Raw genomic sequence first — 18,703 nt, forward strand, 5'->3', positions numbered from 1 at the left:
GCTTGATGAGAAGCTTAGGGTTGTTAAGGAGCTTGATGAGGCCGGCGTGCCAGCAATTGCGTTGTCAGGCGGTGAGCCAACGGTTCACAGGGACTTCTGGCCAGTACTGGCTGAGATAGGTAGGAGGGGGGGCTTCTATCCAGCCATTGCAACCAATGGGACAACATTCGCAAACATCGAGTTTGCCGAGAGGGCCAAGAAGCTTGGGCTTAGGTACGTGGAAATAAGCATCGATGCCGCCGACCCTAATGTACATGATAAGTTCAGGGGGGGTGTGCCAGGTGCCTGGGCTAAGGCGGTGCAGGGGCTTAGGAATGCCGTTAAGCTTGGCTTTAGTGCGGCGTTGGCGTTCACGGTGACTAAGTACAACATTAGTGAGGTTGATAAGATACTTGACCTGGCCCAGGAGATTGGCGTTAAGAGGGTTGTGTTCTTCAACTTCGTTCCAGTAGGTAGGGGACGTGAGAACCTGGAGATTGACCTGCCACCCGAGGAGAGGGAGGAGTTCCTTAGGCATATTTATAAGGAGATGAAGAGGAGGAAGATGGAGATCATAAGCACGGCTCCTCAGTACGGCAGGGTCGTTAATCAATTAAGTAATGGTGAGGATGTCTCACCAACGCACTTCGTGGTCGCTAACGACCCAATAACCAGGGAGTTGACGGAATTCATTGGTGGTTGTGGCGCTGGCCGTGTTTATGCGGCCATCGAGCCCGAGGGTACGGTAACGCCATGCGTATTCCTGCCATACCCAGTGGGTAACCTTAGGACCAAGTCCTTCTGGGATATTTGGATGGATCCATTCATGGAGAACTTCAGGGATAGGGATAGACTTGAGGGGTTCTGTGGCAAATGCCATATAAGCTGATTTGCGGTGGTTGTAGGGCCAGGGCGTATAACTACTTCGGTGACGTGCTCGCCCCAGACCCAGGCTGTATATATAACTCGGCCGAGTGGAGGAAGTTGCAGGAGGATGTGCCGAGGATTAAGGTGAAGGTATCACCGTTAAACTTCAAGTGAGGCGATGAGTGTGAAGGTCCTCCTCGCAGTCCCACCTGGTATTGATAAGCTGGAGCTGTATAAGGTACTTGGTCTGAGGGCACCGCCGCTCGGCCTTGCCTGGATCGCTGCCGTGCTCGAGAGGGCTGGGCATAAGGTTAGGATTATTGACTCGCCGACCGAGGGTATCGACTTGAGGGCATTCATGGGTGAGGTTAAGTCCTGGCAGCCAGACGTTGTTGGTATAACCGCAATAACGCCAACTGTTTACAAGGCCTACGAAACGATTAAAGCCATTAAGGAGTATGATAGGGACCTGCCAGTGATAATGGGTGGCCCACATGCAACGTTCATGTATGAGGAGGCACTAAGCAATAATGTGGATGTGGTAGTCAGGGGTGAGGGTGAGTATACGACCCTTGAGCTCATAAACGTGGTGGAGAAGTATGGACTAGATCCGCCACACCTAAAGGCGATAAGAGGCTTGGCATTTAAGGATGGTGATCAGGTAATTAAGACTCCCGATAGACCACCAATTAGGAACCTCGATGAATTACCACCGCCTGCCCGCCACCTACTTCCCATGGATAAGTACACTATATTCGGTAAACCAATTAGGATAGTTCACGTAATGGCCAGTAGGGGGGGTGCCCGTACGGCTGTTCCTTCTGCTCAACATCATACTTCTGGGGGGGTAGGATGGTTAGGTATAGGTCGGCTAAGGCCGTGGCTGATGAGATTGAGGATGCCGTGAATACGTATAAGACGAACATAATCGTATTCACCGATGATGAGTTCACACTCGGTAAGAGGTTTGTATATGAATTCCTCAGGGAGCTTGAGGAGAGAAAGCTTGACATAAACTTCTCCTGTGGTTCCAGGGTTGACACCATTGATAAGGACATGATGATGGCGCTGAAGAAACATGGATGCACCGCACTATACTTCGGCGTTGAATCGGGGAGTCAGGACACGATTAATAGGATTGGTAAGAGGATAACTCTTGAGCAGGCGGTTAGGGTATTCCAGTGGGCTAAGGAGATTAAGATAGATCACGTGGGTTCCTTCGTGATAGGATTCCCATGGGAGTCAATAGACGATATGAAGAACACGGTTAGGTTCGCCATGAAGCTAAACCCAACATATGCGCAATTCACAGTCGCCACGCCATACCCAGGCACACCACTTTACTACCAGGCGCTCAATGATAACCTCATTGAGGATTGGAATTGGGAACATTGGACAACGCTTAAGGCCGTTATGAGGGGGGGTTACAAATTCACTAAGGAGCAGGCCCAGAAAATGCTTCAGTGGGCTTACGTGAAGTACTACAGTAGGCTTGGCTTCCTAATCCATGAGTTGATACATGGTAGGTTGGGTACGATAATGTCCGCGATAAAGAACTCCCTGGTTCCCTGGTTCACAGAGAAACTACTTAGACGCAGTGAGTGAGTTAAGTGGTGTTGCTCAATATCTCCCTCAAAATCAATAGGCTCCTCCTACCAGGCAATGTGGCATTAATAAAGGAATCCCTGTCCAAATTAACGCCCCCACTTACTAACTACCTCAAGGACCTTATCAAGGTCATTGCCGAAGGTACCATTCTCAACATAATTATGCACCATATTCAACGCACTATACACGGCATCTAAGCCATAAACCCTTGCCAACCAAATGAGGATGTCAGGTACGTTCAGGACGACTATGTTCTTATCACTCAATTTAATGATTAGTCTCATGTATAGTGTTGTGACGTTATTCACGGTGACACACTGAACCTTATCACAATCGCTATCGCTCACAATAAAGTTATCATGAATCCTAATACTACCAGTCCCAAACTCAATAGTCAATGAAGCGCTTAACTTGCCAAGCCTAAAAATCTCAATCTCATTACCAATCCTCTCCACAATCCTCCTCATACGCCTAAAGAACTTATGAACATCATTCCTATCGCAATTCCTAACGGTAAGCGGTGTTGTCGCTAGTACGGGTAGGTCCATGCAGTTAAGGCCGAGGTTTCTGCAGAACTCGGTCCTTTTATAAAGTATGAATAGTATTAGGTGAAGTGTGTCCAGGTACTTAATTGGGCATTCATTAATTGGGACTTCCCTAAAATCCATAGGTACATTACTGAAGTTATTCACTTAAAAATCTATTGATCTATACAGGTGTAGATTTATACGGTGTGTACTACTACTTCTTAGCCGCGGCCTTCTTCTCGGTCTTCCTCTTCTTCATCTCCTCACGTATCTTCTTGGCCTCCTCCTTGGGCATGTTCCTGAGCTTTATATAAAGTGGTTCTACTCTCTCGCCCATGCTCGGATCATCATACACATGAGCCTCAATAACACTCCTGTGCCTGCCGTACTCCGTAATCACCCTAATAATGTATACCTGCTTGGCATCAACACCCATGGCCTTGGCAATCTCCTCACGTAATTGAACCCTACTTGGTGTTGGTAGGCCCACGTGCCAAGCCTCGGCGGTGACCTCCTTACGGCCAATAACCTTATTCTCCCTAATGTTGAGTAGCTTGAATACGAGCTTACCTGCCTCAACGCCCTCCGGTAATTTCGGCATTGGTATTGACATCAGTCTTGACGTGGAGAAACCCCCCCTTAATAAGTATTAAATTAATTATTTCCAGGGCTATAAAACCTCGATTGCGTACATGCCTGCCTTGGTAATGCCAAGTCTCTTGGCTATGCAGGACTCCTCGGGCTTAAGTATTATTATTAGGCCCATCCAATCCTTCGTGAAGTCAGTACCACCGCACACTGGCACTTATCAACATCCTCAGGCACCACTGCCTTACAATTCCTGCAAGCCTTGTAGCCAGGCAATGGCTACGCCTGACTGGTCTCCTACCCCTCGCACTCATTACACGTGTTGCGCGGGTTTACTTTAATAAACTTATCCAGGTATTACGCTCGGTAATGAACGATACCGTGAACAGACTAATCGAAGCCCTCAAGAGCATTAAGGACGAGTTGGAGAGCGTGGGTTGGTATCCCACTGATGCCTATTCAACTAGGTGGTGGGGGGGCGGTGCGGAGACGCCTGATGAGGTCGTAATCACGGCAATACTCGTTCAACAAACCCGCTGGGACGTGGTTCACGAGATCCTTAATAGGCTCAGAAAACTTGGTTTAAACACTCTTGAGGGTATTGCTAATGCCGACCCTAATTACCTGGCTGAGGTAATTAAGGGCGTTAATTACCGGTTCACGAAGGCCCAAAGGCTTGTTAAGCTTGCCCGTAACATTACGATGATTGGCGGTTTAGAAAGGCTGAGGCTTAGGGGGTGATGTCCGGGATTTCCTGCTTAATCAGGAGGGTGTTGGTAGGGAGACTGCGGACTCGATAATGCTCTTCGCCCTGAACATACCAACACTACCTATTTCGCAGTATACAAAGCGAGTTCTCAGTAGGGTATTGGGCGTTAATCCCGGTGATGATTATGATTCCTGGAAGGAAACGCTTGAGGGGGTTAATACCCAGGGACTTATACACCTATAAGTTGGTGCATGCCTCCGTGGTTACCATTGGTAAGAAGTACTGCCTAACCGATAACCCACTTTGTGATGAATGCCCGTTAAGGGGGGGTGTGTGCCTATACGCCAATAGTAGGAAGTAGCCGCTAGTCATTCCTGGTTAATGCCATCATTAATTGCTCAAGCCCATGCTCAACATCATCAACACCAAGCAGTTCCCTCTCCGGCGATAAATCACCCGCGGCATACCTCTCAAGGTACCTCTGATTAATTATCACGAAGTTTGGACCCCACTTATACAGCCTTAGAATCTCCATGCATCATTCATAAAGCCCATTATGTATAAAGCAGCTGCTACTGCCTCAATCGTACTCAGGATGTAGGGCTTACCGTAGTGGGTCGGGTTAGCCGCTATGAGCAATGGCAGTCTCCTCCTAATGAAACGGCCCTTAACAAACTTGGCATGGATATCCGTTGCCCTTTTCCATGAGCAATCAATCAGTGATAGGCCCCGTGACACGACAACATCCCTATCGCTGGGCGTTAATGGCGTCTTGGCGGTTGGGTCAAGCATTATTGAGCCGCTCGGTAATGCCCTAATACTATCCACTAATTGCGCAAGTCCAAATCTAGCCAGCTTAATGGCTGTATTCTTCCTTGGATCGTCTTGTGGCAATCTATAGATGAATATCCTAGGCACCATAGTACTTTATATCGTTATTAATAACTTAATACTTTAATAACCAATCCCCCAAATACTGAGTTAATGAGTAAATTGCCTCATTATCGGGAAGGTCTCCGTGCAGTGACTGGTTCTAGCGAGTACATTGATGATATACCCACACCGCCAGGCACGCTCTACATGGCGATTTACAGAAGCCCCCTACGCCCACGCCCGGATACTGAAGGTCGACCTGAGCGGGGTCTTTGAGCATGGAGGCATTGCCTACGGGCCCAGTGACCTGGCTAAGGTTATACCCAACCCATTCCCGCTCGCCGTGGATGTGCCGATTAAGTATTATCCATTTGCGCGGGATAGGGCTCGTTTTGTTGGTGAGCCGATAGCCGTTGTCCTTGCCGATGACCCTTACAGGGCTATGGATCTTCTTGATTATGTTCAGGTGGATTTCGAGCCATTAAAACCTGTTCTTACGCTTGATGATGCGTTGAGAGGTGATGTTCTTGTTCATGAGGAGTTAAAGTCAAACGTAGCCATGTATAGGCACATGAAGTTTGGGCCTGTGGATAAGGCATTCTCTGAGGCTCCCGTGATTGTAAAGCGCGAGTTTTATTATCAGAAATATAATGCAATGCCCTTGGAAACCTATGGAGTTCTTGCGCATTACGTAAATGGGGAATTAAATGTTTGGGCTAATGTTCAAGGGCCAATGCTAATAGCGTACTTCATAACTAGGGCGCTGGGACTACCAACGGGTAGCCTTAGGCTCTTTGGCCCTAGGGACGTTGGCGGCAGTTTTGGTTCTAAGTATATGCTATACCCATATATAACCCTGGCCGCTGCGGCGTCAATACTTAGTGGCAGACCTGTTAAGTGGATTGAGGGCAGGACGGAGCACTTAATTGGTAGCAACTCAGGTGGTGCCAGAAAGGGCGTTGTGGAGGTTGCGGCGACCAGAGATGGCATGATTCAGGGACTTAGGTATAGGTTTTATGAGGATGTTGGTGCGTATCCAAGGCCGCCTGATCCTGGCGTTCTATTTAGGGTTCATGGGAATATGAATGGGGCGTATGATGTTAGGGCCATTGAGGTTGAGGATTACGTGATAGTCACAAATAAACTACCATCAGGCCTTAATAGGTCTTATGGCGGCCCACCGTTCTACTACATGCTTGAGGTTGCCGTCAATGAACTAGCCCGTGAACTAGGCGTGGATCCGCTCGAGCTCAGGATTAAGAATTTAATTAGGGAGTTCCCGAAGAAGATTGGTGATGAGTACTTCTACGAGACGGTCACAGGTGGCCTATACCCAAGGCAGGACTATGAGAGGGTCGTTAGGGCTATAGAGCCTGAGTATAGGCGTTGGCTTGAGGAGAGGAGGAAGAATCCGAATATTGGTGTTGGTATTGCAGTCCTCGTAGAGCCGGCGGGCACGAATTTAGGCTACACAGATTTAGCAATAGAACCAAGCAAGCGTAAATACCCACACTCGGCTCTGGTTCCTACGTAACAATCAGCCTTGACATGAGCGGGTACATTAGGGTTTTCGTTAATGGCACCAACGAGGGGGGGCTCGGTCACGAAACAACACTTGCCGAGGTTGTCGCCTCAGAACTGGGTGTCGACCCCTCAGTGATAATTGTTGAGAATAGGGTTGATACGACAAGGACGTGGGCACTATCGGATGGTTCATACTCATCTAGGTTCGCCCCCAATAGTGGTTAGTGCGGCTATACTTGCTGCGAGACAATTGAGGGAGAAGTTGACGAGAATAGCCATGGCAATGCTTGGTACGGATAAGGTTGGTTATGAGAATGGTCAGTTCTATGACATAAACAACCCAGGTAGGAGGATTGACATTAGGAGGATGACATCATCAGTTAATTGGGACCCAGGCTCACTACCGGAGGGCTTGGACGCATCATTGAGCGCTACTGTGTTTTATCAGCCGCCAACGGTTAAGGCGGCAGAGGGTGATAAAATCAACTCATCAGCTACATACGCAATACAGGCGCAGCTCGCCGTTATAGAGCTTGACCCAAACACGTACGACATTAAGGTTAGGAAGTACGTGATAGCCATGACGCTGGCAGGATACTCAAGAGGGAGTTTGTTGATGGTCAGTTGATGGGTGGTTTAATGCATGGTCTCGCCCTCACGCTTTATGAGGAATTGATGTATGATGATCAGGGTAACCCATTAACGACGAGTCTCGATATCTATGAAACGCCAACGCTTGCTGAGGCCGTGGGTATGGAGGTGGAGTTCATACACTTTGAAACACCCACGAAGCACCTAGTCTCTGGGGGGGCTCATGGTGTTGGTGAGGGGGGGGCCATGATGGGTGTGCCTGCGGCGATAGTCAATGCCCTGGCCTCAATAATTGGTAAAGCAGTAACGGACTTGCCACTGAGGCCATATAAGATAATGAGGGCTGTCGAGGGGGGGTGATGGGCATGGCCTACGCCCTTGGTATTCCCAGGGGGGGATTTAAGTACATTAGGGCTTCGACAATTGATGATGCGTTGAAACTACTCAATGAGTATGGTGGCGATGCTAAGTTGCTCGCTGGTGGCATGAGTTTAATGCCCATGCTCAAGCTTAGGATGACTGAGGTTAAGTACTTAATTGACATACTCGGCATTAATGACCTTAGGTACGTCAAGGTTGAGGGCAATTACCTAAGGATTGGCGCATTGGTTACGCATAACGACATTGCAATGAACAAGCTCATTAACGACAATGCGAAGGTACTAAGTGAGTCTGCATGGCATATAGCGGATATTCAGGTTAGGAATCTCGGCACGATAGGTGGTAGCCTAGCCCATGCAGATCCAGCGGCTAATTACTACCCAGCCTGATAGCCTTGGATGCCGAGGTCGTGATTAGGGGGGGAATTGGTGTCGAGAGGACCGTTAAGGTTTCAGAACTCTACAAGGGACCATACACCACCGACCTAAAGCCCAGTGAATTAATCACGGAGGTCAGGATACCACTCAACGGCTCTAGGGGGGGCGTTTATGAGTTCTTTAGGAGGGGGGGTGGTGCGTCATTCCCGAGCGTTATCATAGCCGTCACCTATCAGGAAAAGGATGGGGGTCATAACAGACTCCAGGATAGCCATTGGCGCGGTTTACCCAGAGCCGTGTTAGTGAGCGGCCACTTAAATGGGCTTGGGATTAAGGAGGTTGGGGGGCTAAGGTCAGTGATATTGTGAATTCCATATTCTCATCGATTGATGCCAAGCCCCTTGAGGATACCCACGCACCTGGTGATTACAAGGTTAAGGTGGCCAGGAACTTACTAACCAAGGCCTTGACCGAGATAGCCAGTGGTTCGGTGCAGTACATTAAGGCTCCTGTTAAGGACGAGTTAATTAAGTGGGAGTTCAGGGATGGTGTTGAGTATGTGGGGGACTTGGTTAGGGTTAGGGTTAACGTCAATGGGCAGTGGATTGAGGATCTAGTTGAGCCAAGGCTATTGCTTCTCGACTTCCTGAGGAGGCATGGGTTTAGGGAGGTCAGGAGAGGTTGTGATGAGGGTAAGTGCGGTGCATGTACGGTGCTTGTTGATGGTAGGGCCGTTAAGTCATGCATGGTACCTGTGGTCAGGGTCTCAGGGCACTCGGTAACAACAATAAGGGGCTTGAGTAAGGGCATGGAATTACACCCAATACAGAGGGCATTCCTTGAGGAGTACGCAATGCAGTGTGGTTATTGTACACACGGCTTCATGATGGTGACCCATGACTACCTCACCAACATAGACCCAACGGCTAATGACGACATACTGAAACTAAGCATCAAGAACATCTGCCGCTGCACAGGCTACATAAACATAATCAAGCCATTAAGAAAGCCGCCAAATACCTACAATCTTAACAATTACATCACTGGCATTAGCCAGATGTATTGATACCACTCGACTCACTACTTAAAGTGCTCATTAACGCCCTCGCCTTAGTTATGAAGGATTTAATTAATGCCGTGGCCGTTTCATCATTTGGTATCTTACTCCTAATGCCTTCCGGGTCTGGACCGTTGTATTGATACTCATGTAATTATAGGGCCATGGCCGTTAACTCGGCCACGCCTAGGACCATTCTCTCAATCTCCGCACCCAGCTCAGTCATTCCGTTAGTCGGTACTACTGCGGCTATCCACTCATAGAGCGGTATAGCGACATTCCCAACACGTTTATTCCCGCGATACTTTTCCTGAAGTAAATTCACATTCCTTAGTGCTAGGTATGAGAGGAACGCCTTACCCGCAGCGTTCCTGATAAGGCCCTCCCTTAAGAAAACCTCCGCCACATCAAGTTCCTTCATAGCCTCCTCAAGTCTTTCCTTAGCCAGCGTCTCCGTGTTTAACCCTCTCATACGAACCTCCATAATTTAAGTACACGATACTAATCAAATTATAAAACTAAGTCTGTTAATGTTTACTCAATAGACATTATATTAAATTAACAACATTAATATGATAACTCATATCGTCAATAGCATTCTCACCAAAATAATAAATACCTTGCTGTAAATCTCTTTAGTAATGAGCGCTACCGTAAATTCAACAACAACGCAGACCGAGGTATTTGGCTTTATACCACAGGGTGTTTTTTACACGGTACTAGCTGCCGTGGTTATAATAATCGTTGGTTACGTGGTTGGGAGACTCGTGGAGATACTAATTAAGAAGATATCATATACTACGGGCCTCGATGCCTTCTTTAGGAAGACCTCGGTCGGTCGTGCATTGCTTAGGAGTGGTTATACGGCTGGCGACTTCCTAGGCTTATTCGTTAAGTGGGTCATTTACATAGCCGCAATCTTCTACGCACTCCTTGAACTATCCTACGCGAGCCCAAACCTAGCTTTCCTATACGATACGTCGAAGAGCGTTTTGACATACCTACCGTACTTGGTGTCTGGCGTTATTATATTAATCATTGGTTTGATAATGGTGGATTGGATAAGTGATTATTTCAAACGTAGTTATCCGGCGAATGACCAATACGCACAGGCCCTGCTTAACTTCGTCGGTGACGCCTTTAGGTTCATACTCTATTACATGGTCATAACAATAGCGTTGAGTGTAATGAAGGTTGATGTCACGATACTCTACATATTTGCCCAAGGACTTGCCTGGGCGGTGGCTATTGGGCTTGGGGGGGTTGCCATAGGCCTTGTGCTGGCGGTTCCATTGAGAGAGCCGTTGAGGAGGTTCCTGGAGCGTGGGTGGGATCAGTCAGGAAGTAGGGATGAAAGGAGGGGGGGTGATGGCGGTGGCTAAGCCTGTCATTGGCGTTATAATGTATCAGACGAGCAATTCCAAGGGGCAGGAGTTGGTGGCTCAGAGGATGGTTAAGTGGTTTCTTAGGCTTGGTTATGAGGCCTACCTAATAACGAGTATTTATCATGATGGTAATGAGGTCGTTAGGAGGAGGGCTGTGGAGACGTCGTTGGAGGGTTACGTATTTCAGGAGAAGGACGTAGCCATTGGGCTGCCAACCATTAGGGTTGATAGTTACATGGCCAAGTGGCCTCCCAGGAGGATCATGTTTAAGAACTTCGTTGATGTGCTCAGGAGGATTGGCGAGAACTTTGGCATGAACTCATTGATAACGCATTCCACACTTTGGAATGGGCCTGAGGATACGGCTAAGTACGTGATGTGGAGGAGAATGCTGACTACATTCGGCCTTGAGGGTGGTAACGTGTTCTTCGGCCACATGAGTCATTACCAACCGCCAGACCCAACGAGGTATGACGTGGTCGAGAGGACGTATAGGCTCGCCTGGAACCACATGGCGTTTCCCGAGATATTCAAGGCGGCAAACCTTGTCCTTTGTGTAACGCCGCTTGAGGGTGAGGAAATGATTAGGATGGGTGCAAGGCCCGAGCAAATCTACGTGTTTCCGGGGGGGGCATTGACGATGATGAGGTTGCCGATCTAAACGTAGTCGATCCAAGTGACTTCAGGGTTAAGTATAGGATTCCCGATGACGCCAAGATCGTGGCTTACCTAGGCACTGTTGAGGATAGGAAGAACCCACTGGCCGTTGTTAGGGTTGCCAAGTTGCTTAGGCATAGGCGTGACGTGCACTTCGTCATTGCTGGTAAGCCTGGCGATCAGTGGGATGAGGTGGTCAATGAGGCTAGGGGCTTGAGTAACGTGACATTGACTGGGGGGGAGTTGAGTGTTGAGGATAAGAAGAAGTTGATTAAGGAGGCCTACGTGAACATAATAATGAGTAAGATGGAGGCCCTTGGACTAACACAGCTGGAGTTCATGTATGGCGGTGTGCCCGTAATAACCTCCGCGGTTTATGGTCAGAAGTGGGTCGTTAGGGATGGCGTTGATGGTATACACGTGAATGGGCCAGACGACATAGAGGGCGCGGCCAAGGCCGTGGAGAGGCTCCTTGATCACCCTGAGGAGAGGGATAGGATGGGTAGGAATGCCAGGGAGAGAGCATCGCAATTGTTAATGAGTAAGCTCGTCAAGGAACTGGCTATTAAGATCGAGGAATACCTACGTTAGGGGTCAAGTAGGGTGTTATTGGATTGCCCAACTGTTAAGTGGACGACCCAAGCCATTTTCCACAATCCCATAGAGAGCAAATCAGCGGCGTGATATTACCATAATGCCGTAGGCACGCATTGTGCTTGATATGGGAGGAACATAGTCGTTATAAGCATTGCCCTATTAAGGATACTGGTTACACAAACACGTGACTAACCAATAAACCACGTAGAAACGCAAGCAAGGCCGTGACCAAGACAATGTGCTCACCGCTTAATACCATGAATGACGTGCATAGGCACATCGTGTACGAACTGAGTAGTGAGTTAGTATTAGCATTAGTACGTCCATGACCACATTACCCAATAAATATTAATTCATGAAAAGACCAAGGTAATCGACATTACCGACAATAAGGTACATCGATTTAAATAAATCCATAACAACATAGATTAATGAGATTGCAGATTCCTGGTGCGGGGGGGTGGGATTCGAACCCACGCAGGCCTTCGCCAGCGGATGTCTTACCTGCAGTCTTAAGTCCGCCCCCCCTTTGACCAGGCTCGGGCACCCCCCCGCAGGATTAGTTAGCATTTACGGTCTTTTTAACTTTTTGCCCTGGTTCCCTTATGGCCTCTGTGTTTAAGATGTTTGATTACATATGCCATGGATTTCCTTAACCAACTCAAATGGTTGTTTCAGAGTATTTGTGCTTAATTGTACGAGTATTTAATACGTGAAAGCCCACCTAACGAGCCCGGAGTTTTTGTACAAGGTAATGCTTAATTATTTCATTATAATCTTTAATTCTGATTGGCCATGGATTTCCTTAAATGCCAGGTTCTGGAAGATTTACTACCCACGGGCTTTCCCTTTGGTTACTTGATCCTCATACGTGGAGATCTGGGCATGGGCAAGACCCTACTTGTTAAATTACTCGCCCGGAGTGTACTGAGTTATTACCCGCTTGTTTACGTATCTTTCGATGATAATCCGGAATCCGTGGTTAATGATTTGAAGGACTTCAGTAATAGGCTCTTCATAATTGATGGGTTCTCACTTAGTGACCAACGTAGGGTTAAGGCCTCAAACGTCATTGACATGATCACCGAGTTAGACCCCGGGCAGTTAATCAGCAAGGTGACCCAGGCGGTCTATTCAAGGGGTGCCCGCGGCCTTATAATCGACTCCATAAATGACCTCCTCATAAACATTGACCCAAGGGGGCTTAATCACAATGCTTAAGCAGATAAAGTCCCTGTCTAGACTCTACAATATGGTGACGTTCATAGTCGCCCACGTTACCACGGAGGACATTGATAACCTACTCAACAGCATTGAGTACGTGTTTGACGGCGTAATCGAGATGGAGTTTGATGAAAACATGGCGAACCTAGGCATACCAGTCAGGAGGTTGAGGATTAAGAGGATGAAGGGGGGGTGTCGCACTCGATGAATTGGTACTACTTCACCACGGCTAAGGGCACGATAGTTCCCGTGGACATTAATGAAATAAAGAACATGCTGAAGAACACCCTGGAAAGCCTAGGGATCCAGGTGCAGGGTGGTCAGTGAATCATGGACCTACTTAAACTGCTCGAAGTCCTCGTAGAATTCAACACGGTGAATGACCCAGACAATGCTAAAATGCCCGACCCCGGCGTTGTTGATTTCGTCGAGGGCGTGTTGAATGGGCTTGGCGTTAAGACGAAGGTTCTTGTTAGTCATGGGTATAGGAGCGTGGTTGGTGTAGTTGGTTCTGGCGAGCCCCCCCGCGTACTTCTTCTGGCGCACCTTGATGTTGTTCCGTTTATACGCAGTGAGTGGAAGTACGACCCGCTTAAGTTAACGGTTGAGGGTGACCTTGCCTATGGACGTGGTGCACTTGATGATAAGGGTAATGTAGCTGCCGTGCTCAGGGCGCTCGAGGACTTGGTGAGCATTGGTAGGGGTACGGTTATTGCGGCGTTCACCACGGATGAGGAGATTGGCGGTGAGAATGGAGCTAAGACCGTGAGGGATTACCTATTGGGTAATGGTCTTAGACCTAACTATGTCATTAATGCTGATGGGAACTCGATGGTCATTATAAATAGGAGGAGGGCGATATTCAATGCCAGGGTTAGGTCTAGGGTTGAGAAGGCGGTGGTCAATGGGCGTAGGGAGACCATTAGGTTTCAACTTGATTATAAGGTCACGCCTCCATACCACGCCGCTTACTTCGTACACGGCGTGGATACGCACCCAGTCATTGCCCTCTCCCAATACGTATGGCTCAACAACGCGTACGTAATTAGCCTTAGGGGGTAGCTTTGTCAAGAGTAATGTCACGCCCACCTGGATTGAGGCTGACGTGGTCAAGCCCTGCGGCGATTGCCCACAGCAGGAGGTTGATGTGGGGCTCACAAGGCTCATTAGGCCTTACTTCCGTTGACTAGGTTCGTACCTAAGGTCAAGGCTCAGAGCGTTTATGCGTCACAGCAACACCAAACGTGTATCGGGTTGTCGGTGATTACCACGAGTTCGTGGTTAATGTCAGGGCCATGACTGATGATACGAAGGCCATTGAGGAGGCAATGAATGAGGCGTTGAGGGAGGATTTCCAGGGAATTGAGGTTAGGGTCGAGGGTGAGGGTGGTGGGGGGGGTTACTTGTATACTCCGCGTGATTCAAGGCTCGTTAAATTAGCCAGCGAGGTACTTAATGAGCTTAGTCTTGAGGCTAGAGTCATGGAGATGGCTGGTGCAAGTGATGCAAGGTACTTCTCACCACTCGGTATTGAGACAATGGACTTCGGACCGATAGGCGGCAATGAGCATGGGCCTAATGAGTACGTGAGCGTGAAGTCCCTGGAGTTGACGAGCAGGTTTTACTCGTTGTTGGTTAGGCGGTTGATTTCTTTATGATTAAAAGTGGTTATTTTGATGCTGATTATTCTCGAGGACTTAGATTAGTATAGTATGAAGAGGACGACGAGGCCGTAGATCGCTATAGCCTCTGCCAACGCGACGAATACCAGGTAAAGCGCGAATAACTCCCTCCTCTCAACTAGGGCGCTTACCGAGCAGCACCAGCGATGCCAATACCAATACCGGCACCAAGGGCCGCAAGCCCAAAGCCAATACCAGCAGCCAAAGCCCTAGCCGCCTCAACCTGCGCCTGATCAGTGGCCTGGGCATGAACTATTAAAGCCGCGAGACTAAGCACCAGCATTGCCATTACCAAGGCCCTGACAAACCTTCTGCCAACCATCAACGAAGCAAGACATAAGACATTATTAAAATTTTATTCCAGAAAGGAAGCCACGAAACCCACAACACAAAAAACTTAAAACAAACAAAACCAACCAAGAAAAACGCCGGGGGGGTGGCCGAGCCAGGTCCAAGGCGCGGGCCTGCTACCGTAGGCAGATAGTCCGTCCCCCGCAAGGGGGGGCCCGGGTTCAAATCCCGGCCCCCGGCACCAAATTGTTTGTTGCTTGGCTTTGTGGTATGTTGATTATGCTTGATGTTGTGGGTTTAGGGTTATAATGGCGATGGGTTTAAAGGGACAATAGATTACTTAGTGATGTGCCTAATGCGTATCTTTATATTATCGTGGTTCTCGTTACCGCCATGGTGGTTCTTGGTATTTACTTAAATGTGGTGTTTAATGAGTATATGCATGTAATTAATGAATTGAGACAGCCTTATGCGAATATAATTCATTTTGAGCTTTACTCGTACCCGTCAAGGAATAATACCTTTGCCCTTTACCTGGTCATAACGAATCCAACGGATGATCCGTTGAATATAACGGTATTATTCATTAAGTCGCCGGTATTCACGATTAAGGCGTTTAAGGTGTTAGTACCTCCTCATGAGACCGTGCAAGTACCATTGGCAATAGCGATCATAAATGCTACGCAGAATGTGATTTGGTATGTGGGGCTTACACCAACGTATTTGGGATGCATTAATTGCTTTATTAATTCCGTAAATGTACTCCTGAATAAAAGGGTTAGTATTACGTTACGTATTAGTGACTTGATTAATTATAGCATCACGATTAATAAGGTGATTACCAACGTTACCGAGACAACGTCCTTGAGCAAATTCGGTTTCGCCACGTATTTATTAAATACAACCTACTTATCGCTTGAATTTGTGAATCCATCATCAAGCATCATAGACGTGAATGGATATTCAGTTTACTCTTATAGTGGTACTGAGTTAGTCTCGTGCAATTTAACTACTCCAAAGGTGATAAGGGCGATGGATATACGTATAATTAATCTCACAACGACATCTACGAAAAATGTTGTTTGTACGCAGAATTACCGTTTCCCAACGGACATAGCTCAAATACCCTATGGTTATGTCGTACTTCATACTAATGTTGGGAATATAACAGTGGGGCTATTTCCGCAGGAACCACTGTGGTGGTGCATTGTTTATAACATATTTTGTTGGCCCTGGTAAGTGAGTAATTAATAGTGATGTATTTGATGCGGAAGGTAGTAATGCCGTAGAGATGTTGCGAGGCTCACGAGGATGTGGTTAAGAACGTCATACACTTAATGCTTAATAATGCGTGCATTTTGTTTCCACGTGTCGTTTAATGTTAGTATTGAGTTGTACGTAGTTGATCTTAGGTTTAGGTTTGGGGGGGATTTGAGTTATGAGGGTGTTGTGGATGTTCATGTTAATTCCGCGGGCGACTTATTGCTTAATGCCGTTGATTTTAAGGTGAGGGCTGTCGAGGTTGATGGTAGGCCCGTTGATTATTCCTATGACGGTAGGGTTTTGAGGGTTCGGGGGGGGCCCCATTAATGGCGTTGTTAGGGTTGTGTTTGAGGGTAGGGTTAGTGATAGGTTGTTGGGTATTTACAGGGCTCCGTATGGGGGGGGTGGCTACATGATAACGACGCAGTTCGAGCCCACGGGTGCCAGGTATTTCATACCCTGCGTTGACCACCCGGCCGCCAAGGCTAGGTTTAGGTTTAGGGTCTCTGTCGATGGTGATTACGACGTAATATTCAACACGCCACCGGTCAGGGTTTATTGGGATGGTCCCTGGAAGGTCTTTGAGTTTGCGGAGACTCCTAGGATGTCCACATACCTGCTCTACCTGGGTATTGGCAGGTTCTTTGAGTCTAGGGATAGGGTCGGCGGTATTGACGTGATCTTCGCCACGCCGATTAGGGATAGGGTTGAGGATAGCAGGTTTGCGCTTGATGTTGCCAAGGGTGTGCTTGAATTCTACAGTAATTACTTCGGGATACCATACCCGCTACCCAAGCTTCACCTGATCCATGTTCCTGAGTTCGCGGCTGGTGCTATGGAGAATTGGGGTGCAATAACGTTTAGGGAGACCGCGTTGTTAGTCGGTAAGGGCAGTACTGAGTTGACTAAGAGGAGGGTTGCGGAGGTTGTTGCCCATGAGATTGCTCATCAGTGGTTTGGTAATTTGGTCACGATGCATTGGTGGGATGACCTTTGGCTTAATGAGTCCTTCGCCACATTCATGAGTTATAAGGCCATGGATAAACTCTTCTCGGAGTGGGGCGTTTGGTATAGGTTCCTGGCTGATGAGACTACGGGCTCTATGCTCAGGGACTCGCTAATGAGTACGCACCCCGTTCACGTACCTATCAGTAGTGAGGAGGAGGCCTTCGAAATATTCGATGACATTAGTTATGGTAAGGGCGCCTCACTGCTTAGGATGCTTGAGACTACGTTGGTGAGGAGGACTTCAGGAGGGGCTTGAGCAACTACCTCAGGAAGTATGCGTACTCAAACGCCACCGAGGATGACCTGTGGGGCAGTATTGAGGAGGTTAGTGGTAAGCCCGTGATGAAGGTCATGAAGGCCTGTTGATAAGTCGGGGCATCCAGTCATAGTTGTTGAAGAGTCCGGTAAGGGTGTCACACTTAGGCAGTCGAGGTTTGTGCTTGGCGGTAATACTGCTGATACCTGGCCCATACCCATTATCTATAGGTTTAATGGCGTGGTGAATACCGTACTCATGGAGCGCGATACACTAATGCTTAGTGGTTCACCAGGGTCCCTGTTCCTCAATGTTAATGGTAGTGGTTACTACAGGGTTAGGTATAGTGATTGGTCTAGGGCATTGAGCAGTGCGTCTAATCACCTTGAGAGGTGGAGTGTGATAAATGATGCCTATGCCCACTTGCTCCAGGGCTCCATTGGACTAAATGAGTACCTAAGCCTAGTTAGGTCCGTTAGTGACATAGTTAATTACCTATTGACGACTACGGTAATATCCCAACTGGGTACCCTATACTCGATAAAGCCATCCGCCGTTAAGGAGGTATTCACGGAGTACCTGAGGACTCAGAGCACCTTACTTGAGGGTGTCTCTGGCATGGACGATGTTAGGGAGTTAGTGCTCTCCCGCCGCGCACTTATTGATGAGGATTACGCGAAGTCAATAGCTGGCTTAATTAGGGATTACCAGGGCTTGAGCCCTGTCATGAGGCAGGCGGTTGTTAATGCCTACGCCGTTGTCGGTGATAAACCATTTGAAGTCCTTAGGGGGCTCTATAGGTCGTTGGTGACCGATGAGGATAGGAATAAGGTCTTGGCTGCTATGCTGAGCATAACCAATAGGATGAGTATCAGAGGTCCCTGGACTTCCTAATATCTGGCGAGGTTAAGAGGCAGGATCTTCAGTTCTTCACGGTTGGTTCTAGGAATCCGTACGTGCGTGACCTTAACCTGAGGTGGTTCATGAGTAATTATAAGCGCTTCATAGAGGCTTACGGTGATCCCGGCGTGTTGTCTAGGGTGATTACGTACTCAATACCGTTAATAGGCATTGGGCAGGAGGGTGAAGTGGAGGGGGGGTTCTTAAGAGGGTTGAGTATACCTGGTATCGAGATGGGGATTAAGGCTGGCCTTGAACTTATGAGGGTATATTCACGCTTATTCCGTAATATCTAATCATCCAGGTTAAAAAACCAATATTCACTATCATTATTTTATTTCCTATCCTAATTAATTAAA

25 protein-coding genes, 2 tRNA genes and 4 pseudogenes are annotated in these 18,703 nt (G+C 47.9%); 23 read left to right on the forward strand and 8 right to left on the reverse strand.

The genetic code is table 11. The features are described 5' to 3' along the window. Nucleotides 1–46: 46 nt before the first annotated feature. From JCM11216_RS18475 to JCM11216_RS18490, 4 genes are read left to right on the forward strand one after another with little or no spacing between them, the layout of a single operon-like run. Complete coding sequence (locus tag JCM11216_RS18475; RefSeq protein WP_243675890.1) at nt 47–868, forward strand: radical SAM protein; 822 nt, start codon at nt 47–49, stop codon at nt 866–868. Then, nucleotides 853–1,020: a hypothetical protein gene (locus JCM11216_RS18480; protein WP_243666711.1), complete on the forward strand. Its 168-nt coding sequence runs from the start codon at nt 853–855 to the stop codon at nt 1,018–1,020. Before JCM11216_RS18475 ends, JCM11216_RS18480 begins: the two co-directional genes overlap by 16 nt. Nucleotides 1,021–1,024: 4 nt before the next feature. After that, a complete protein-coding gene (locus JCM11216_RS18485; RefSeq protein ID WP_243675891.1) occupies nt 1,025–1,753 on the forward strand; it encodes a cobalamin-dependent protein in 729 nt (242 codons plus the stop codon). Beyond that, entirely contained in the window at nt 1,699–2,451 is a 753-nt protein-coding gene (locus JCM11216_RS18490; protein WP_243675892.1) for a radical SAM protein, read from the forward strand. The genes JCM11216_RS18485 and JCM11216_RS18490 overlap by 55 nt, the downstream gene beginning before the upstream one ends. Before the next feature lie 89 nt (nt 2,452–2,540). Here the strand turns inward: JCM11216_RS18490 and JCM11216_RS09150 are convergent, their stop codons facing one another. The 3 genes from JCM11216_RS09150 to JCM11216_RS09160 form a co-directional block, all read right to left on the reverse strand. Further along, nucleotides 2,541–3,122, reverse strand: a complete 582-nt coding sequence (locus JCM11216_RS09150) for a hypothetical protein (protein WP_243675893.1) — start codon at nt 3,120–3,122, stop codon at nt 2,541–2,543. Nucleotides 3,123–3,195: 73 nt separating this feature from the next. Beyond that, the gene (locus tag JCM11216_RS09155; RefSeq protein WP_054854025.1) at nt 3,196–3,594 is read right to left on the reverse strand and encodes a 30S ribosomal protein S24; all 399 of its coding nucleotides are present in this window, start codon (nt 3,592–3,594) and stop codon (nt 3,196–3,198) included. Between the two features lie 57 nt (nt 3,595–3,651). Further along, nucleotides 3,652–3,786: a transcription elongation factor subunit Spt4 gene (locus JCM11216_RS09160; RefSeq protein WP_243675894.1), complete on the reverse strand. Its 135-nt coding sequence runs from the start codon at nt 3,784–3,786 to the stop codon at nt 3,652–3,654. A gap of 152 nt (nt 3,787–3,938) precedes the next feature. Here JCM11216_RS09160 and JCM11216_RS18495 point away from each other — a divergent pair, with 152 nt between their 5' ends. The 3 genes from JCM11216_RS18495 to JCM11216_RS18505 are packed head-to-tail and all read left to right on the forward strand — an operon-like array spanning nt 3,939 to nt 4,639. Next, nucleotides 3,939–4,310, forward strand: a complete 372-nt coding sequence (locus tag JCM11216_RS18495; protein WP_243675895.1) for a hypothetical protein — start codon at nt 3,939–3,941, stop codon at nt 4,308–4,310. 58 nt (nt 4,311–4,368) lie between these two features. Further along, nucleotides 4,369–4,521 (forward strand): hypothetical protein, encoded by a 153-nt coding sequence (locus tag JCM11216_RS18500; protein ID WP_243675896.1) that lies wholly within the window; start codon nt 4,369–4,371, stop codon nt 4,519–4,521. Further along, nucleotides 4,484–4,639, forward strand: a complete 156-nt coding sequence (locus JCM11216_RS18505) for a hypothetical protein (RefSeq protein WP_243675897.1) — start codon at nt 4,484–4,486, stop codon at nt 4,637–4,639. The genes JCM11216_RS18500 and JCM11216_RS18505 overlap by 38 nt, the downstream gene beginning before the upstream one ends. Nucleotides 4,640–4,642: 3 nt before the next feature. On the opposite strand, the gene JCM11216_RS18510 is transcribed toward JCM11216_RS18505, so the two are convergent. Both JCM11216_RS18510 and JCM11216_RS09170 read right to left on the reverse strand, forming a co-directional pair. Further along, nucleotides 4,643–4,813, reverse strand: coding sequence for a hypothetical protein (locus JCM11216_RS18510; RefSeq protein ID WP_243675898.1), 171 nt, complete (start codon nt 4,811–4,813; stop codon nt 4,643–4,645). Continuing rightward, nucleotides 4,801–5,199: a DUF367 domain-containing protein gene (locus JCM11216_RS09170; RefSeq protein WP_054854026.1), complete on the reverse strand. Its 399-nt coding sequence runs from the start codon at nt 5,197–5,199 to the stop codon at nt 4,801–4,803. Before JCM11216_RS09170 ends, JCM11216_RS18510 begins: the two co-directional genes overlap by 13 nt. A 127-nt stretch (nt 5,200–5,326) precedes the next feature. Here JCM11216_RS09170 and JCM11216_RS09175 point away from each other — a divergent pair. The 3 genes and pseudogenes from JCM11216_RS09175 to JCM11216_RS18520 all read left to right on the forward strand — a co-directional run bounded on the left by JCM11216_RS09175 (nt 5,327) and on the right by JCM11216_RS18520 (nt 9,090). Further along, nucleotides 5,327–7,626, forward strand: a pseudogene (locus JCM11216_RS09175) (xanthine dehydrogenase family protein molybdopterin-binding subunit). 5 nt (nt 7,627–7,631) lie between these two features. Then, nucleotides 7,632–8,392, forward strand: a pseudogene (locus JCM11216_RS18515) (xanthine dehydrogenase family protein subunit M). After that, the gene (locus JCM11216_RS18520) at nt 8,389–9,090 is read left to right on the forward strand and encodes a 2Fe-2S iron-sulfur cluster-binding protein (RefSeq protein WP_243675899.1); all 702 of its coding nucleotides are present in this window, start codon (nt 8,389–8,391) and stop codon (nt 9,088–9,090) included. The pseudogene JCM11216_RS18515 and the gene JCM11216_RS18520 overlap by 4 nt, the downstream one beginning before the upstream one ends. A gap of 145 nt (nt 9,091–9,235) precedes the next feature. Here the strand turns inward: JCM11216_RS18520 and JCM11216_RS09185 are convergent, their stop codons facing one another. Next, the gene (locus tag JCM11216_RS09185; protein WP_054854027.1) at nt 9,236–9,565 is read right to left on the reverse strand and encodes a PaREP1 family protein; all 330 of its coding nucleotides are present in this window, start codon (nt 9,563–9,565) and stop codon (nt 9,236–9,238) included. 157 nt (nt 9,566–9,722) lie between these two features. On the opposite strand from JCM11216_RS09185, the gene JCM11216_RS09190 reads away from it, so the two are divergent. The 3 genes from JCM11216_RS09190 to JCM11216_RS18530 are packed head-to-tail and all read left to right on the forward strand — an operon-like array spanning nt 9,723 to nt 11,714. Beyond that, a complete protein-coding gene (locus JCM11216_RS09190; RefSeq protein WP_054854028.1) occupies nt 9,723–10,463 on the forward strand; it encodes a hypothetical protein in 741 nt (246 codons plus the stop codon). Next, the gene (locus JCM11216_RS18525) at nt 10,450–11,127 is read left to right on the forward strand and encodes a hypothetical protein (RefSeq protein WP_243675900.1); all 678 of its coding nucleotides are present in this window, start codon (nt 10,450–10,452) and stop codon (nt 11,125–11,127) included. The genes JCM11216_RS09190 and JCM11216_RS18525 overlap by 14 nt, the downstream gene beginning before the upstream one ends. A gap of 59 nt (nt 11,128–11,186) precedes the next feature. After that, nucleotides 11,187–11,714, forward strand: coding sequence for a glycosyltransferase family 4 protein (locus JCM11216_RS18530; protein ID WP_243675901.1), 528 nt, complete (start codon nt 11,187–11,189; stop codon nt 11,712–11,714). A gap of 454 nt (nt 11,715–12,168) precedes the next feature. Here the strand turns inward: JCM11216_RS18530 and JCM11216_RS09200 are convergent. After that, a tRNA-Leu gene (locus JCM11216_RS09200) sits at nt 12,169–12,275 on the reverse strand. Nucleotides 12,276–12,515: 240 nt separating this feature from the next. On the opposite strand from JCM11216_RS09200, the gene JCM11216_RS18535 reads away from it, so the two are divergent. The 4 genes from JCM11216_RS18535 (at nt 12,516) to JCM11216_RS09215 (ending at nt 14,602) form a co-directional block, all read left to right on the forward strand. Then, nucleotides 12,516–12,941: an ATPase domain-containing protein gene (locus tag JCM11216_RS18535; protein WP_243675927.1), complete on the forward strand. Its 426-nt coding sequence runs from the start codon at nt 12,516–12,518 to the stop codon at nt 12,939–12,941. Further along, nucleotides 12,934–13,152, forward strand: a complete 219-nt coding sequence (locus JCM11216_RS18540) for a hypothetical protein (RefSeq protein ID WP_243675902.1) — start codon at nt 12,934–12,936, stop codon at nt 13,150–13,152. Before JCM11216_RS18535 ends, JCM11216_RS18540 begins: the two co-directional genes overlap by 8 nt. A 122-nt stretch (nt 13,153–13,274) precedes the next feature. Next, nucleotides 13,275–14,006, forward strand: a complete 732-nt coding sequence (locus JCM11216_RS09210) for a M20/M25/M40 family metallo-hydrolase (protein WP_243675903.1) — start codon at nt 13,275–13,277, stop codon at nt 14,004–14,006. Nucleotides 14,007–14,188: 182 nt separating this feature from the next. Continuing rightward, nucleotides 14,189–14,602, forward strand: coding sequence for a M20/M25/M40 family metallo-hydrolase (locus tag JCM11216_RS09215; protein WP_054854030.1), 414 nt, complete (start codon nt 14,189–14,191; stop codon nt 14,600–14,602). Nucleotides 14,603–14,646: 44 nt separating this feature from the next. Here JCM11216_RS09215 and JCM11216_RS09220 read toward each other — a convergent pair. Then, nucleotides 14,647–14,948, reverse strand: a pseudogene (locus tag JCM11216_RS09220) (ATPase). A 109-nt stretch (nt 14,949–15,057) separates the two neighbouring features. Here JCM11216_RS09220 and JCM11216_RS09225 point away from each other — a divergent pair. The 6 genes and pseudogenes from JCM11216_RS09225 to JCM11216_RS18560 all read left to right on the forward strand — a co-directional run bounded on the left by JCM11216_RS09225 (nt 15,058) and on the right by JCM11216_RS18560 (nt 18,640). Then, nucleotides 15,058–15,161: transfer RNA gene (locus tag JCM11216_RS09225), tRNA-Ser, on the forward strand. Between the two features lie 104 nt (nt 15,162–15,265). Beyond that, complete coding sequence (locus JCM11216_RS09230) at nt 15,266–16,156, forward strand: hypothetical protein (protein ID WP_054854031.1); 891 nt, start codon at nt 15,266–15,268, stop codon at nt 16,154–16,156. 129 nt (nt 16,157–16,285) lie between these two features. Beyond that, nucleotides 16,286–16,507, forward strand: coding sequence for a hypothetical protein (locus JCM11216_RS18545; RefSeq protein ID WP_243675904.1), 222 nt, complete (start codon nt 16,286–16,288; stop codon nt 16,505–16,507). Between the two features lie 16 nt (nt 16,508–16,523). Next, a pseudogene (locus JCM11216_RS18550) lies at nt 16,524–17,554 on the forward strand (M1 family metallopeptidase). A gap of 70 nt (nt 17,555–17,624) precedes the next feature. Further along, entirely contained in the window at nt 17,625–18,338 is a 714-nt protein-coding gene (locus JCM11216_RS18555; protein ID WP_243675905.1) for an ERAP1-like C-terminal domain-containing protein, read from the forward strand. A 62-nt stretch (nt 18,339–18,400) separates the two neighbouring features. Continuing rightward, nucleotides 18,401–18,640, forward strand: a complete 240-nt coding sequence (locus JCM11216_RS18560; RefSeq protein WP_243675906.1) for an ERAP1-like C-terminal domain-containing protein — start codon at nt 18,401–18,403, stop codon at nt 18,638–18,640. Nucleotides 18,641–18,703: the final 63 nt, after the last annotated feature.

It is taken from the genome of Vulcanisaeta distributa JCM 11216 (assembly GCF_001315985.1).
In the GTDB taxonomy this organism is placed as follows: Archaea; Thermoproteota; Thermoprotei; order Thermoproteales; family Thermocladiaceae; genus Vulcanisaeta; species Vulcanisaeta distributa_E.

Bases quoted from the DNA above. Each gene is read 5' to 3' on its own strand.
- JCM11216_RS18480 (WP_243666711.1), top strand. From the start codon at position 853: ATGCCATATAAGCTGATTTGCGGTGGTTGTAGGGCCAGGGCGTATAAC.
- JCM11216_RS18485 (WP_243675891.1), top strand. From the start codon at position 1,025: ATGAGTGTGAAGGTCCTCCTCGCAGTCCCACCTGGTATTGATAAGCTG.
- JCM11216_RS18490 (WP_243675892.1), top strand. From the start codon at position 1,699: ATGGTTAGGTATAGGTCGGCTAAGGCCGTGGCTGATGAGATTGAGGAT.
- JCM11216_RS09150 (WP_243675893.1), bottom strand. From the start codon at position 3,122: ATGGATTTTAGGGAAGTCCCAATTAATGAATGCCCAATTAAGTACCTG.
- JCM11216_RS09155 (WP_054854025.1), bottom strand. From the start codon at position 3,594: ATGTCAATACCAATGCCGAAATTACCGGAGGGCGTTGAGGCAGGTAAG.
- JCM11216_RS18495 (WP_243675895.1), top strand. From the start codon at position 3,939: ATGAACGATACCGTGAACAGACTAATCGAAGCCCTCAAGAGCATTAAG.
- JCM11216_RS18500 (WP_243675896.1), top strand. From the start codon at position 4,369: ATGCTCTTCGCCCTGAACATACCAACACTACCTATTTCGCAGTATACA.
- JCM11216_RS18510 (WP_243675898.1), bottom strand. From the start codon at position 4,813: ATGGAGATTCTAAGGCTGTATAAGTGGGGTCCAAACTTCGTGATAATT.
- JCM11216_RS09170 (WP_054854026.1), bottom strand. From the start codon at position 5,199: ATGGTGCCTAGGATATTCATCTATAGATTGCCACAAGACGATCCAAGG.
- JCM11216_RS09185 (WP_054854027.1), bottom strand. From the start codon at position 9,565: ATGGAGGTTCGTATGAGAGGGTTAAACACGGAGACGCTGGCTAAGGAA.
- JCM11216_RS09190 (WP_054854028.1), top strand. From the start codon at position 9,723: ATGAGCGCTACCGTAAATTCAACAACAACGCAGACCGAGGTATTTGGC.
- JCM11216_RS18525 (WP_243675900.1), top strand. From the start codon at position 10,450: ATGGCGGTGGCTAAGCCTGTCATTGGCGTTATAATGTATCAGACGAGC.
- JCM11216_RS18535 (WP_243675927.1), top strand. From the start codon at position 12,516: ATGGATTTCCTTAAATGCCAGGTTCTGGAAGATTTACTACCCACGGGC.
- JCM11216_RS18540 (WP_243675902.1), top strand. From the start codon at position 12,934: ATGCTTAAGCAGATAAAGTCCCTGTCTAGACTCTACAATATGGTGACG.
- JCM11216_RS09210 (WP_243675903.1), top strand. From the start codon at position 13,275: ATGGACCTACTTAAACTGCTCGAAGTCCTCGTAGAATTCAACACGGTG.